This is a genomic window from Paenibacillus stellifer (assembly GCF_000758685.1).
Taxonomy (GTDB): Bacteria; Bacillota; Bacilli; order Paenibacillales; family Paenibacillaceae; genus Paenibacillus_AQ; species Paenibacillus_AQ stellifer.
Genome location: NZ_CP009286.1, coordinates 3,512,803 through 3,528,208, shown reverse-complemented (window position 1 = coordinate 3,528,208; position 15,406 = coordinate 3,512,803). Strand labels below are relative to the sequence as shown.

10 protein-coding genes are annotated in these 15,406 nt (G+C 54.7%); 5 read left to right on the top strand and 5 right to left on the bottom strand.

Annotated features, from left to right (window positions below):
• Nucleotides 1–285: 285 nt before the first annotated feature.
• On the bottom strand, nucleotides 286–1,644 hold the full coding sequence (locus PSTEL_RS16325) for a PFL family protein (RefSeq protein ID WP_038696904.1): 1,359 nt from the start codon (nucleotides 1,642–1,644) through the stop codon (nucleotides 286–288).
• Nucleotides 1,645–1,702: 58 nt separating this feature from the next.
• Entirely contained in the window at nucleotides 1,703–1,972 is a 270-nt protein-coding gene (locus PSTEL_RS16320) for an ACT domain-containing protein (RefSeq protein ID WP_038696903.1), read from the bottom strand.
• Between the two features lie 203 nt (nucleotides 1,973–2,175).
• Here PSTEL_RS16320 and PSTEL_RS16315 point away from each other — a divergent pair, with 203 nt between their 5' ends.
• Nucleotides 2,176–2,502, top strand: a complete 327-nt coding sequence (locus tag PSTEL_RS16315) for a YnfA family protein (RefSeq protein WP_038696901.1) — start codon at nucleotides 2,176–2,178, stop codon at nucleotides 2,500–2,502.
• On the opposite strand, the gene PSTEL_RS16310 is transcribed toward PSTEL_RS16315, so the two are convergent.
• The 3 genes from PSTEL_RS16310 to PSTEL_RS16300 form a co-directional block, all read right to left on the bottom strand.
• Nucleotides 2,477–3,109, bottom strand: coding sequence for a LysE family transporter (locus PSTEL_RS16310; RefSeq protein WP_052098574.1), 633 nt, complete (start codon nucleotides 3,107–3,109; stop codon nucleotides 2,477–2,479). The two genes, PSTEL_RS16315 and PSTEL_RS16310, sit on opposite strands and share 26 nt — an antisense overlap.
• Before the next feature lie 40 nt (nucleotides 3,110–3,149).
• Complete coding sequence (locus PSTEL_RS16305; RefSeq protein WP_038696899.1) at nucleotides 3,150–3,590, bottom strand: Lrp/AsnC family transcriptional regulator; 441 nt, start codon at nucleotides 3,588–3,590, stop codon at nucleotides 3,150–3,152.
• Nucleotides 3,591–3,918: 328 nt separating this feature from the next.
• Nucleotides 3,919–6,267 (bottom strand): beta-L-arabinofuranosidase domain-containing protein, encoded by a 2,349-nt coding sequence (locus PSTEL_RS16300; protein ID WP_052098572.1) that lies wholly within the window; start codon nucleotides 6,265–6,267, stop codon nucleotides 3,919–3,921.
• Nucleotides 6,268–6,493: 226 nt separating this feature from the next.
• On the opposite strand from PSTEL_RS16300, the gene PSTEL_RS16295 reads away from it, so the two are divergent.
• The 4 genes from PSTEL_RS16295 (at nucleotide 6,494) to PSTEL_RS16280 (ending at nucleotide 15,377) form a co-directional block, all read left to right on the top strand.
• Entirely contained in the window at nucleotides 6,494–7,117 is a 624-nt protein-coding gene (locus PSTEL_RS16295) for an AraC family ligand binding domain-containing protein (protein ID WP_052098571.1), read from the top strand.
• A 49-nt stretch (nucleotides 7,118–7,166) separates the two neighbouring features.
• Complete coding sequence (locus PSTEL_RS16290) at nucleotides 7,167–8,303, top strand: small-conductance mechanosensitive channel (protein ID WP_245624972.1); 1,137 nt, start codon at nucleotides 7,167–7,169, stop codon at nucleotides 8,301–8,303.
• 14 nt (nucleotides 8,304–8,317) lie between these two features.
• Nucleotides 8,318–13,738 (top strand): diguanylate cyclase, encoded by a 5,421-nt coding sequence (locus tag PSTEL_RS16285; RefSeq protein WP_038696894.1) that lies wholly within the window; start codon nucleotides 8,318–8,320, stop codon nucleotides 13,736–13,738.
• Nucleotides 13,739–13,862: 124 nt separating this feature from the next.
• Complete coding sequence (locus PSTEL_RS16280) at nucleotides 13,863–15,377, top strand: amino acid permease (protein ID WP_038696892.1); 1,515 nt, start codon at nucleotides 13,863–13,865, stop codon at nucleotides 15,375–15,377.
• Nucleotides 15,378–15,406 lie beyond the last annotated feature (29 nt).

Below are 15,406 nucleotides of genomic sequence, written 5' to 3'. Positions count from 1 at the left end.
CCGATTGCTGAATCGCACAAATCGTGAATCGCACAAATCGTGAATCGCACAAATACAAAGAAGCCTGCTTCCCGGAGATAATGGAAGCAAGCTTCTTTGACGTTATTAAAGGTCCCCGATATTGAAAAAGGTCCCCGATATTGAAGCCCAGCTCTGCTAATACTTTGACCGAATCAATTCTCAGGACAAGCCTCTGCTCGTACCTCGTAGGGCCGGACTCAGATGACTTTATTTGAGTGAATTCGGTCTGCTCAAAGGTTAACTCCGATTTAAACTAGCGAAGGTCTAGTTCTTGAAGCTATGAATCGGAGCGGGAATCCGGCCGCCACGGTCGACGAAGCCGGCGCAGTTGAACGAGTTGACGGGCATAATCGGCGCGTAGCCGAGCAGGCCGCCGAATTCCACCATCTCGCCGACACCCTTGCCGATGACGGGAATCAGGCGGACCGCTGTCGTCTTGTTATTTACCATGCCGATAGCCGCCTCGTCGGCAATGATGCCGGACAAGGTCTCCTTCGACGTGTCGCCCGGAATGGCGATCATGTCAAGGCCAACGGAGCAGACGCAGGTCATGGCTTCCAGCTTCTCCAGCGTCAATGCGCCGCGTTGGACGGCCTGGATCATCCCGTGGTCCTCACTGACCGGGATAAACGCGCCGCTGAGTCCGCCGACATAGGAGGACGCCATGACGCCGCCTTTCTTCACGTTATCGTTCAGAATGGCTAGAGCTGCCGTGGTTCCTGGCGCACCGGCCTCCTCCAGGCCCATGACCTGGAAGATTTCGGCGATGGAATCGCCGATCAGCGGCGTCGGGGCCAGCGACAGGTCGATAATGCCGAACGGAACGCCAAGCCGCTTGGAGGCTTCCTGGGCGACGAGCTGGCCGACGCGCGTAATCTTGAACGCGGTGCGCTTGATTGTCTCGCACAGCGTCTCGAAATCCTGGCCCTTGACTTCTTCGAGGGCCCGCTTCACCACGCCTGGGCCGCTGACCCCGACGTTAATGACGCATTCGCGTTCGCCGACGCCGTGGAAAGCTCCGGCCATGAAGGGGTTGTCCTCTACGGCGTTGCAGAACACGACGAGCTTGGCGCAGCCGATGGAATCCCGGTCTGCTGTTCGCTCCGCGGTCTGGCGGATGATGTCGCCCATCAGCTTGACGGCGTCCATGTTGATGCCGCTGCGCGAAGAGCCGACATTGACGGAGGCGCATACCCGCTCCGTAACAGCGAGCGCTTCGGGAATGCTCTCGATGAGCTTGCGGTCGCCGGTCGTGCAGCCTTTCTGCACCAGTGCGGAGAAGCCGCCGAGGAAGTTGACACCGACTTCTCGTGCAGCCTTGTCCAGCGCTTCGGCGACCGGTACGTAGGTGTCCGTGTTCAGAGCGCCGGCTGCAATCGAGATCGGCGTAACCGAGATGCGCTTGTTGACGATCGGAACGCCGAATTGCTTCTCCAAATCCTCGCCGGTCTTCACCAGCTTCTCTGCCGACTTCGTGATTTTGTCATAAATCTTCTGGTTGAACACGCTCAAATCCGTATGCGCACAGTCCATGAGGCTGATGCCCATCGTAATGGTCCGCACATCGAGGTTCATTTCGCGGATCATCTTGTTCGTTTCCTGCACTTCCACCCGTGAAATCATCGTAATCCTCCCGCTTGCTGTTCTCTTTGTTGGGCGATGAATCGCCCTTAAATCGGCATTAAATCCGGTGCATGATATTAAAAATGTCCTCGTGCTGAAGCTTGATCTCGACCCCGATTTCCTCACCGGCATGATGAAGCTCTTCAACGAGAACCTCAAAGCTCTTCTCGGCTAGCGAAATGTCGACGATCATCATCATATTGAAGTAATCCTGAACGATCGTCTGGGAAATATCCAGAATGTTCACGTTGTTGTCCGCCAAATACGTGCACACCTTGGCGATGATGCCGACCTTGTCCTTGCCCAGTACGGTAATGATTCCTTTCAATGAAGCTTCCCCCTTGTCCTGATTCGCTGATGGTATCATGTATTTCACTCATTATGTCAAATGAAGATGCAAGCTTCAACCAAATGTTTTATAGCGGAGGCTGTTTTTCGACATTTTTTAGAGGATTTTCTGAAAAAACAAAGAAATTACTTCCGATAGCTCAGAATTAATCCCGTACGAGAGACGGAGAGGAGAGGACGCGAATGGCGATATCCATGCTTCTGTTTGTGCTGGCGGGACTTGCTGAAATCGGCGGCGGCTATTTGGTCTGGCTGTGGCTCCGGGAATCGAAGCCGGCCTGGTATGGACTTGCGGGCGGATTGATTCTTGTGCTGTACGGCATTATTCCGACCTTCCAGCGCTTTCCCGGCTTTGGCCGGGTATATGCCGCTTACGGCGGGGTCTTCATTATTCTGGCGGTTCTGTGGGGATGGCTTGTCGAGAAAAAGACGCCTGATCTCTATGACTGGATCGGCGCCGCAGTCTGTCTGATCGGGGTGTGCATTATGCTGTGGGCTCCCCGGACTTAAGCAGCGCGGAATGAATTAGCCGCCAGGCGAAGCCTAGAAACACCAGCCCGATCACTCCGTTAAGCGCTCCGGTTAAGCCCGGAGTCATGAACGGCTTCACCAAGCCTCCCGCCAGGGACACGGCTGTCAGAAAGAAGACGGTGGACATAAGGCAGCCTATCCCAAAGTGAAGGCGTTCTCCACTTTCCATCTTCCATTCGGCTGTCTTGGCGGCGAATACGCCGGTCCAGAAGAGCAGGGTCAGCGGGTTCGCGGCAGTCAACAGCAGCGCTTGGACAAAGCTTCCGCCCCACACCCCTTGATGAGCGGGAAGCGATGGAAGCAGGGGATAGCCTGCGGCAGATGCCAGCATGTCGGCTCCGAACAGCAGCAGCACCGCAGCGCCCGGCACGCTGAGCCAGGCCCCCGGCTTGCCACGGGAGACCAGCAGCGAAATCCCGGACAGAGCGGCCAGAATATACAGTCCGTCGACAAGGGCGACTCCAAGCACTGCCGCTTCGGCTGCCCCGAAGCCCTTCGCAGAGGCGGTGCCGAGGATGAACAGACAGACCGGACCCACTGCAAGCTGCAGCAGCAGGCCAAATTTAAAACCTCTCAGCAGCATCATTCAGTTCCCTCCTTTAATCGTTTTGTTTGACGACACCCGATCACCGGTTCCAATTCTCCTTAAGCGAAGACAATGAAATCATGGTGTTGCTGCGGATCACGCCGGGAACACTCTTCAGCGTTCGCGTCAGAAAGGTCTCCAGTTCTTCCGTATCCTTCACAAGCACCTTTAGCAGATAATCGTATTCGCCCGCCAAATGATGGCATTCCAGCACTTCACTGCTCTCCGTAACAAATGACCGAAAAGCGGGTATTTGCTCTGTTCTGTCAATAACGACGAGCACGAACGCCAGCAGCTTGTAGCCGCTCTTGGCGCGGTTGATCTTGACGGAATAGCCTTCGATCAGCCCCGATTCGTCCATCTTGCGGATTCGTTCCGTGACGGCTGGAACGGACAGCTTCACTTTTTTGCTAATGTCCGAGACGGTCATCCGGCTGTTCGCTTTCAATTCATTCAGAATACTGCGGTCAATGTCATCCATTCGGGGCTCTCCTTGTCTTGAAGAAGAATTAAGGCTAATTGTAATTTCGGCCTTCTTATATGTAAATAGATGTGTAAAATACAATAAATAATAAAGTGAAATTCATAAATTTCTGAATTATTTTAAGTTTCGTATGTTGGGATTGAGGTTTGGACGTATAAATGCAAAAGGGCGGTCTACGGGCCATATAGGCCGGCAGTACCCGCCGCAAGGTTTCGGAGCTGCTCCGAGTTTCACCCGACAAATTTTACCCGATACGTTTTGACCCTAAACGTATTACCTTGTCTTGAATTCCAAAGCCGATTCTGCGGCCGCACCGGAAGAACAGCTACTTCCGAATCACGATCCGGTAATCCCGGGAAGCGGTGAAATCTTCCGCTGTTACCGTCAGTCGGACGACGGTCTCCATTCCTGTCAGCTTGACGGAGCGGGGCTGCGACTCATCGATCAGCACGCCGTCTACATAGACGAGTGCCCCGGGATGATTGGCTGCAATCATCATTGTGATAGCAGCCCGGTCTTCGGCTGCATTCACCACAATTTCGCGCTGGGCGAGATCGGGAAGATGCTCCGCTTCGGCGCCCTCGAAGCTCAAGCTGGCGATACCGGTGTCCGAATTAAAGGCGGTCATCGTTCTCAGAATGCCGAAGATCGCATTGTCTTGTTCCCGCGCAGCGAACTTGATGTCAAGAGCAGTCTTGTCACCGATCATGCCGGCACTCAGCACATAGTGTTTCTCGACGAACGAGCGTCTGTCCTCCGCCTGCAGCTTCTCGCTGGCAATAAGCTCATCATCCGCATAGATCTCGAAGGTCCTGCCGGAGTTGCCCGCAAAATAGGTCACCGACAACAGATTGTCCCGGCCCGGTATGACGGCCATCCGGTAGCTGAACCATCCGCCGGACTCGGCGCGGCGGAAATTGCTGCCGTCCCATGTGCCGACGGAGGTCGCCTCGCCACGGACGCCATGCTGCAGCTCGTATTGATCGTTGCCGACCGGCAGGCTGTCAATGGTGGCGCGCTCGGTCCGGCCCCGCTCTTTGGCATTCAGAATATGCTTTTGCAGTTCTAGCGAATCCTCTTCGACGATCCGCCAATAGATGCCGTATCGTTCGCGGTGCTGTCTGTAGTGGGGGGTGAACACCAGCCTTGAGTCCTCGTCGGTGTCTTTGAGGGTAAAGGCAAGCTTGCCGTCCCTGTCCCGCATCAGGTGAGATGGGAGATCGGCCAGCCACTGCTCCGGGCTCATGCCTATGACAGTGATGAAGTCTTTCACAAGCATGCTCCGGGTCGGAACGCTGACCATAACGCCCGTAGAGGACAGCTCCATGTCGTCGGAGCCGAGAGCGGCGCTGAGGACGAACGGCCCGTAACGGAAGCCCGCGACATGCGGTGCATCCGGGAGGGAGGAGAAGGTGACCGTCATCGGCAGCCTGAGGATGATCTGATCGCCATCCTTCCAGGTTTTGTTCAACATCGCCCAGCCGTTCTCTGCCTCAAGCTTCTCTGGGTGTCCGTTAACGTCGGCTTCAATCGGTCCCGCGGCCCAGGAAGGTATCCGGAAGCGAAGAGTAAGCGGGGAGGTGACGCCATCCTGCACAGATAAGGTGAAGGATGTCCGGTCGCCGGCCGGAAGCTCCGACTGTTGAATCAATATGATGCCCGCTTCTTCCCAATCCAGTCTTGAGCTGATATATTGATTGACGTACAGCTCGCGGGTCAGCTTCAGCATGTTATAGGTATTGCAGGTTTCGCAGGTGAAGTTGGAACGGTCACGGTCTAAGGGATCAGGTTCCCCGAAATGCTCCCATTCGCTGTTGCCGCCGGTCATGTAGCTGTGGTGAAAGACGACCATTTCCCAAAATTTCTCGCAGGCTTCCAGGTAGAAGCGTTCGCTTTCACCCAGTACGTTGTAACGGTTCAACGCTCCGAGAAATTTCGGAATCGTTGTGTTGGCGTGTTTGCCCCGGAGGTTATCCCGGCCTTCGTGAACGGGCGTGAACAGCGTAAGCTCGTCGAACATATGGGCGGCCTCCAAATGGCGCTCGCTTCGGGTGATACGGTATAAATCATACAGGCAATCGTTCATACCGCCGTATTCGACCGAAAGGACAAGGGAATGGATTTCGTCATCCCATTTGGATGTGCGAGCCGATACCCAGTCCCCGAGACGGGAAGCAACTTCCAGTGCGGACGCGTTCGACGTTGCTTCATATACGGACACAATGCCTGCCAGCACCTTATGCATCGTGTAACAAGGCACCCAGGCGGGCTGCCGGTTCTCGATCCGGTCGAACAAAGCTTCGTCAAAGGCAGAAATGTAACCGTTCTCAAACTGACAGAGCTGAAACTCGCCAATGAGGTACTCGAGCCGCTCCCGCAGTTCTTCATCCCCCGTCTGCTTGTAAGCCTGAGAGATGGCGGTCAGATAATGGCCGAGCGTGTGCCCACGGATTTCCGTATCCTCCCAGCCGGGGTACTTCGGTGCTCTGGGCGTCAATCCCCGGGTCTCCCGGAAGCCAGACAAGAGACGGTCTAGATCATAGTTTTTCAAATAATCCAATTCTCTTGCGAATGCATTAACGGCGTATTCATCACTCAGAATCACCCGGTCAAGCCCGAAATCCCTGATCGGAATATGCGGAAGGGGGCGGGCAAGATTGCCTGTCGTCTCCATAACTTATGTCTCCACTCCTTCATGTTCTGCTGCAGCCAGCGATAGTTTACAGATCAAGCATAACGTCTGAAGGTAGAAGGGTAAATGTCATGAAGTTCGAATCTGTGTGAAAAAGTTAGATGTTCTAAGCTCCGTTTGTGGGAAAAATCAATCAAATATTATAATTTGATTAAGTGATATATCATGCGAAGGTGGAAAAAAGTCAGAAATGGTGGTGTAATCCCGGATGCATGCATTCGTGTTCCGGATCGAGTCGCCTGTTGAACTGGTACATACCGGAAAATTCATGGCTCCAAGCCCCGAGTGGATCCATCTCAACCGGCTGATGATCGATTATGAATTGATTTTGGTTACTGAAGGCGTCCTGTATATCGGAGGAGACCAGGAGCATTACACGGTCCAAAAGGGTGAGTATCTGCTCATGCCGCCCCTTACGAACCAATACCGCTATAAGTCGTCCGAATGCAGCTTCTACTGGCTGCACTTTACCGCAAGAAACGCCTTGATGAAGGTTGATGCAGGGCAGTCCGTCGCTGAATCCGGAGAACGGATCGTGATTCCCCAGCAGAAAGCGCTGAACACTCCGGAAAAGATCATTGTGATGATGAAGCAGCTTCAGGACGCTGTCCGCTCCTATAACGAGAAGAATCTCAACAATTACATGACGACCGCCATTCTGTGCGAGCTGTTCAATCAGGCTTCCGGTACTGCATGGAACCTCTTTCAACACGCCTGCCTCCGCGCGCCGACTCCCGCTCAATACGTGCCGTTCCCAAATTTCACCCGCCCTATTCACGGCGCCTCCGTTCCTGCCGTTATTCAATATAGAGGAACCGCAAAATTTATTTGAAACGGTTGGTGTGAAACGGATGAAAAATCGACAGAAAAAGCTTATACTTATGGTTACTTTCAGTTTAATCTTTATTCTTCCGTACATAGGAAGCCTGGCGAAATGGGGCGGCTTCCCGCCCGGATACGGGGATTTTCCCGCCCAGAAGGTAGAGGGAGACCCCGGTTTCAATCTCCTGTATTTCACACTGGCTTCCATCGTAGCAATAGGTATTGCCGCAGTGCTGCTGTTCCCGCGCATCTTCGGATTCCGAAGACCGGATACGAAGCGGCAGGCCGGGGGGAATTCCACTCCTTTTCCGTCATGGTTCTGGTGGAGCCTTCCTGTGCTGGCCGTCAGCTGGATCGCCATGTGGGGACGTGTGCATATCATTGTCGATCTGGAGCACTATTCATTTGTGCCGCTGTGGTGGTCCTTTATTCTTATTCTGGACGGTATTGTCTACAAACGGAATGAAGGGAGATCCATCATCTCCCGGAGGCCTAAGACCATGCAGCTGCTGGCTGTTGTCTCCTGCTTCAGCTGGTTTGCCTTTGAATTTTTAAATTTCTTTGTTATCGAGAACTGGTATTATCCGAATAACGAAGTGTTTACGAATTTTGGTAATGTATTCTGGTTCTCCTTATCCTACACAACCGTACTCCCCGCCATTTTCGAATGGTACACGCTGCTGAAGACCTTCAAGGGTATGAAGGACCGCTACCGTTTCGGCCCCAAGTTCTCCACCAACCGAACCTTTCTGCTGATTTACTATGCTCTGGGGCTTGTGCTTGCTTTCGGAATGGGATATTATCCGTACGTTTTATTCTGGGTGCTGTGGGTGGCGCTTGTTCCGATGCTGTCCGCTGCCATGGCGCTCACCGGTTATTGGACGCCTTTTACACCTATCCGGAACGGCGACTGGTCTCGGGTCTTTCTGATTGCGCTTGCCACCCTGTTCAACGGATTTTTCTGGGAGATGTGGAATTTCGGAAGCGAATGGTTTCATGATTCACTGCCGACGAACCCGAATTATTGGAAGTACTCGGTTCCTTACCTGGACAAGATACATATCTTCTCTGAGATGCCTATTCTGGGGTATTTCGGTTATTTGTTCTTCGGCGTGAACTGCTGGATTATATGGCTGATCGCCGCGTATATTTTTGAGTTCGATGCCGATGTTGAAGTGTCGGAGGATACTGAGTAGAGGGTGGACGAAGCATGACTGCCATTGACAATTACACCGTACTGGAGACGATTTCCGATAATGAACGCAAGTCGGTGTACCGCTGCCGGGCGATGGATACGGAGAACACGGTTATCCTGAAGGTTCTGAAATCGGATTATGCCGGCTATGAAGAAGTCATGCGTTTCAAGCAGGAATTCAAGATGCTTAAGGAACTCAGCGGGAAGGTTGAAGGCGTCATCAGACCGATCTCGCTGAAGGAAGAGAACGGTTATTTCGTCATGGTTCTGGAGGACATCGGAGGGAAGTCGCTCAAGCGGATTATGGGCGAGGGCAGTATTGATCCGGAGATGATTCTGCGCCTGATGATCAAGATCGTCGAGATTATCGGTTCCGTCCACGAGCACCGGGTTATACACAAAGACATTAAGCCCTCCAACATCATTTGGGACAAAGAGCGGGATATTGTCCAACTGATCGATTTCGATCTCGCCGTCAAGCTGTCCCGGGAAAAAGCGGAGTTTCAGAACAGCGGTGTTCTGGAAGGCAGTCTGCCCTATATTTCTCCCGAGCAGACCGGGCGCATGAACCGGAGCATCGACTACAGGACGGATTTCTATTCACTTGGAGTGGTGCTCTACGAGCTGACGACCGGCGCGAAGCCCTTCGAAGACCGCGACATACTGGAGATGATCTACTCCATTATCGCCAAGTCAGCGGTAACGCCCCATGACCGGACGGGCGGGGAAGTCTCCCGCGAACTGTCGTCCGTCATTATGAAGCTGCTGGAGAAATCGCCGGAGGACCGCTATCGGAGCGCCTTTGGGATCAAAGCAGACCTGCAGCGCTGTCTGGCCGGAGAGCGCGGCTTCGAGCCTGCCGAGGACGATCGGAAGAACATCTTCGGGATCTCCCAGCGCATTTACGGCAGGGAAGAAGAGCTTCGCAGTCTTAAGGCTTCCTTTCATGCGAGCATTCGGGAGAAGCCCCGGCTTATGCTGATTTCGGGAGATGCGGGAGTGGGCAAGACCGCGTTCGTGAACGAATTGCATCCTTATATTAGCCGGGAGAAGGGCTTGTTCACCGGTGGAAAGTTCGATCAGTACAACCGGAACATCCCTTACAGCGCCTTGATACAGGCCATCCGCAAGCTAATTCTTCAAATGGACGCCGGAATGTCCGTTCAAGAGAAGTCAGCTCTTGCGGAAGTCCTTAACGCTTCGCTAGGCGGGAACGGGAAGATTATGACAGGGATCATCCCCGAGCTTGCGAATCTGATTGGCGAGCAGCCGGAAATCGAGCATCTGAATCCGGCAGAGGAGACGAACCGGTTCTACCAGACCTTCATTCGGCTGCTCGAAGGTCTGATTGGCGATGAGCGTCCGCTCGTCCTGTTCCTGGATGATTTGCAGTGGGCCGACCTCTCGACGCTTCAGCTCCTTGGGAAGGTGGTTCTGAGCAATCGTCTCCGCAGGCTCTTTATCGTGTGTGCTTACCGTCAGCAGGAGACCATGCAGGGACACCCTCTCTTTGCAGTGCTTGAAGAGATGGAGAAGAACGGCGGGCAGGTGGACCGCGTCATTCTGAATGCCCTCCCCCAAGAAGCAGCCGCCCAACTGATCGCGGATACCCTCTTTACGGACACGGCCAGTGTTTCACCGCTTTCGGAGCTGATCTATAGCAGGACCAAGGGTAATTCATTCTTTATGACTGAGATTTTGAAGGAATTACATAAGGAAAGGCTTATACACTTTGATGAAACGAAAGGGATATGGGCCTGGGAATTGGACCGCATCGGTCAGCTGGATATCAGCGAGAACATTATCGGCTTTCTGATCAACAAGCTCCGGGTTCTTCCGGAAGAGAATCTTCATACGCTGCGTCTGGCCGCCTGTATCGGCAGTTCATTCGATTACGGCATGCTTGCGCAGATCAGCCGGGAGAATCCGGTGATGATCGCAAAGTCTTTGATCCGGGCTGTGGAAGAAGATTTGATCTTCCCTGCGGATGCCAACTATTCGCTGCTGTCCGGCTTATCCGAGGATCTCGGGATGCAGGCCGCCCGGATTCCGGTTACCTTTCGCTTTCAGCATGACCGTATCCAGCAGGCGCTGTACCAAATGATCGACCCCGAAACCGGCAGACAGCTTCATTTGACGATCGGCAGATTGATGCTGAAGGCTCTGCCGCCTGCTGAAATAGACGTGAACATTGTGGATATTGTTGCACATATCAACAAAGGTCTGGATTACGTTGAGGACATGCAGGAGATCGATCTGATCATCGGGCTCAACGAGCAAGCGGCGCTAAGAGCGAAAGCGGCTTTCGGGTACGACGCCGCCTTCGATTTCCTGCAGGCCGCCCGGAAGCTTCTGCCCTCAAGCTCCTGGCAGCCCGGCGAGGAACGGACTCTGGCATTGTACCGCCTCTTCGCGGAATGCGGTTACCTTACCCGCCATGTGGAGGCGGCCGACGAAGCGTGCGCGCTGCTGCTTGCTGCGCTGAAGGAGCCTATGGCGGTCGGATTGATTCGTGAGATGCAGGCCAATCATTATATGTACCTGGGCTTGATGAAGGAATCCATTGAGGCGGGCCGAAAGGGGCTGCAGACGCTTGGCATCCAGATTCCGGACAAGCCGGGGATGGGCAGTGTACTGAAGGAGTTCCTGAAGCTGAAGTTCCGGCTGCGCGGATTGGACATCGAGGACATTTTCAGCAAGCCCGAAATGACGGATGAGCGCATCCGGCTTGTGATGCGGCTGCTGATCAATATTTTTCCGCCCGCCTTTATCTCCGGGGAGAGTAATCTGTTCGCCATTGTGGTGCTGAAGAAAGCCGAGCTCAGCCTGATGTACGGCAACAGTCCGGAATCGGCGATTGCCTTTATCGGCTACTCCATCCTGCTGTCCGGCTTCGGCGATTTGCAGGGCGCCTTCGATTTCGGCCGCCTGGGTATCCGTATCAACGACAAATTCAACGATGTACAGTGGAGAGGCGCGGCGCTCGTGCTGTATACGCTGTTCTGCCATGTGTGGAAGGAACCGTGGGACACGCTGAAGGAATGGTTCGGGAAGTCCATTGAATCCAGTCTGCTGATCGGGGAAATGATGTACCTCGCCCATTCCTGCTTCTATATCAATCTGTGGGACCCGTCCCTCGAGATTGCGGCCAATCTGCGTGAGACGGAACGCTATCTCTCCATTATCGAGACGACGAAGTACCAGGAGGCGCTGAATACAGCCAAGCTGTCCAGGCAGCATCTGCTCAATCTGGCGGGGGAGCTGTCCGATCCGCTGTCCTTTGACGGGGGAGACTTTCGGGAAGCCGATTTCCTTCACGGATTGGAAGAAGCGAGGTACTATTCCGGAATCGCCATCTACTATATTTACAAAATGAAGCAGTTCTTCACCTTCGAGCATTACCACGAGGCTTTGGCCTTTCTTGAGAAGGCGGATTCGTACAGCGGAACGCTCGCCGGCTCCGCCTTCATGGTGGAGTTCTCATTATATGCCTTCCTGAATTTGGCGTATGCCTTCAATGGGATGAACACTGCGGCGAAGATTAAGGCCAAGCGGAGAATGCGCAAGGAACTGCGGCGGATGGGAAAATGGGCTGTCCACAATCCGGATACGTTTCTGCAGCTGGAGTGGCTGATGAAGGCGGAGTGGGCCCGGATTAACGGCAAGCCCCTGGAGGCTGCCAAAGGCTACGAGCAGGCTGTGAAACTGAGCGAAAAGGGCAGCTTTGTCCGCTACAAAGCGCTCTGCTACGAGCTCGCCGCTAAGTTTAATATGGATCTGGGCTACAGCGATTACGCTTCATACCTGCTCAAGCAATCGCTCTACTATTACTCCGTATGGGGAGCCAAAGGCAAGATCAGCCAGCTTAACGGGGCCTATCCCGATGCCGCCCGGCATCAGAAGGAGTTCTCCTTCAACCGGTCGGTAACGGAGACGACGGAGAGCATCGATCTCAGTTCCATCCTGCTCGCTTCCCAGGCGATTTCCAAGGAGATTGAGCTTGATCACCTGCTGGAAGCACTGATGGATATTGTAATCAAGAATGCGGGCGCCCAGCGCGGCTGCATTATTATGAAATCGCAAAGCGATCTGTTGATCGAAGGGGAATATAACGCCCGGGATAACAAAATATCGGTTCTGCTCCACCGGAACTACACGGACGCCGATCTGCCGGATTCCATTATCCGCTACGTGGAGGAGAGCAAGGAGACGATCATATACAAGGATGCGTTCTCCGAATCGGAATTCGTCAACGACCGGTATTTGAACACCCATCGGCCGAAATCGCTCGTATGCATGCCGCTGATCAATCATAATCAGGTTGTCGCCATCATCTATCTGGAGAACCAGCTGCTGACCGGCGCCTTCACCAGAGACCGGATGAAAATCATCAATCTGCTGTCCAGGGAAATGGTGTATGCGCTGGAGAACGCCAGCCTGTATGCCGATCTGGAGCGGTCGGAGGAGAAGTACCGGACCCTGGTCAACAACATGCTGGACGGCATCTTTATCAATCAGGACCGGAAGCTCGTATTTGCGAATCATGCGCTGGCCCGTCTGACGGGCTACGAGCTTGAGGAAATGCTGAACCAGCCTTTTCACACTTTCATCTATCCCGGGGAACGCGAGAGGGTGGAGGGTTACTACAGAAACCGGACAAAAGGCATCCCCGTACCGGACGAGTACGAGACCCGGTTGGCCCATAAGAATGGAGAACGTGACATTTACGTTATTCATAAAGTCAGTCTTATCGAATATCTGGGCAGACCGGCCGTTCAAGGGACCGTCAAGGATATCACCGAACGGAAGCTGGCCGAAGAAGAGCTTCGGACTCACAAGGAGCATCTGGAAGAGCTGGTCAATGAGCGGACGCGGGAGCTTGAGCTGAACAACCAGGAATTGAACCGCAATATTCAGCTGATTGAGAAGCTGTCGGTCACGGATGAGCTGACCGGCGTCTATAACCGGAGATACTTCAACACCGTGTTTTATGAGGAAGTGAACCGGGCCAAGCAGAACAAAGGCTTACTGACCTTCATCATGTTCGACATCGACCACTACAAAAAGTTTAACGACACGTACGGCCACTATGAGGGTGACAATGCGCTGCGGACGCTTGGAAAAAAACTCCGCGAGTATGTCCGGCCTCTCAGCGATTTTGTCTTCCGTCTAGGGGGAGAAGAATTCGGCGTTGTGGCGTCCGGGCTAACCTCGGAGGAGTCGTGGGAGCTTGCAGAGGGTATCCGTTCCGTTGTGGAAGAGCTTCGGATCGAGCATGCCATGAGCAAGACAAGCCGTTATCTGACCGTATCCGTAGGCGTTGCGACAGTGCAGGTTGACGCCATGAATGAGAACGATATTTACAAGCTGGCCGACGATGCCTTGTACCAGTCCAAGGCCGGAGGCAGAAACCGGGTGACGCTGCTCGAACATTAGCAAGCCCCGCTGCCGCTGGTTCGGCCATAAGAACAGGCATGCGTGCATTTCTCTCAGAACGATTAATTCGGACGCAAGATGCAGATACTTCAACAGACACTATGGATATGTTGGAGGCTGCGCCATGGAAGAAGGCAAAAAAGAGCCGGGTAAAGGGCTATCGGTGTGGCAGCTCACGATGCTGGCTCTGGGAACGGTAGTCGGAGGTTCGTTCTTTCTCGGTTCGTCGGTCGCTATCCGCGCCGCCGGACCTTCGGTGCTGATCGCATATGTGATCGGCGGTGTGCTGGTCTACTGGATTCTGACCGCACTATCGGAAATGACGGTCGAGAACCCGTCGCTGGGATCATTCAGGACCTATACGGAGCAGGCTTTTGGCCCTGGAGCGGGCTTTACGGTTGGCTGGGTGTATTGGATCGGCATGGTGCTGGCCATGTCGAGTGAAGCGACGGCGGCCTCCATTCTGATCCGGGGGTGGTTCCCATGGCTCTCGCTAGGCTTGCTTGAGGCCGGGATCATTGTTGCGATGACGCTGCTTAATCTGCTCGGCGCCGACCGGCTCAGCAAGCTGGAGTCGAGCCTTGCAGCAGTGAAGCTGCTGGCCGTCGTTGCTTTCGTTGTGCTGGCGATTCTGTTGGCCGCCGGTATAGGAGCACTGCTGCCAGGCGGCCCCGCCCGCTCCGGTCCTGCGGGCTTCGGCGTCCTTGCCGGTCAGCCCCTGATGCCCGGAGGGGTCGGGGCCATTGCCGGCAGTATGCTGATCGTGATGTTCTCTTATGCCGGCTTCGAGGTGCTTGGCCTCGCGGCATCGGAGACGGCAAATCCAAAGGTACAGGTTCCGAAGGCGATCCGGCTGACCCTCATTCTTCTGGTAGGGCTGTTCCTGTCCGCAATGGCGGGACTGTTCTTCCTCGTTCCGGGATCGGTGGTAACGGTGCAGGAGAGCCCGTTCGTCACAGCGCTCTCGCTGCATGGTCTCGGCTGGGCCGGGAATGTGATGGACATCGTGCTTGTATCGGCGATCCTCTCGACGATGCTGGCCTCCATCTTCGGTCTGGGGCGGATGCTCCGCTCACTAGCCGATGAGGGGCATACTCCCGCCTGGATGCGGGACAAGACCGATGTGCCGTACCGGGGAATTCTGTTCTCAGGGGCGGCCATGCTGACAGGACTCGGTCTTGGCCTGCTGCTGCCGCAGGGCGTCTATTTGTTCCTGCTCAGCTCCGGAGGCTTCTCGATCCTGTTCGTATACATCGCGATTATGGCCAGCCACTACCGGCTTCGCCGAAAGAGAGAGAAGGCGGAAGGGGCCAGGCTGCCCAGAAGCGCTCTTCGAGGCTTTCCGTACACATCCTGGCTCGCCATGCTCAGTCTGGCAGCGGTCATTGTAAGTATGCCGCTTATTCCAGGGCAGGGCGGCGGACTTGCAGCCGGCCTGCTGTTCGTTGCTTTGTTTGCCGGCATATACGCCGGCAAACGCTACTTCGGCCGGGCGCCGCGCAGCGAAGTCGCCCGCCGTGTGCCGCCCGGCGCGTTCGCGGCCCGGGCGCAGCCGGAGCTGTCCGAGGAATTGACCGGCCCCGTGGTCTCCGACCACAAGGGGCCGGCAGGGGACGGACAGCGGCGGGACCCGGGCTGATCCATCGCCTGCGGCGCCCGGATCAGCGA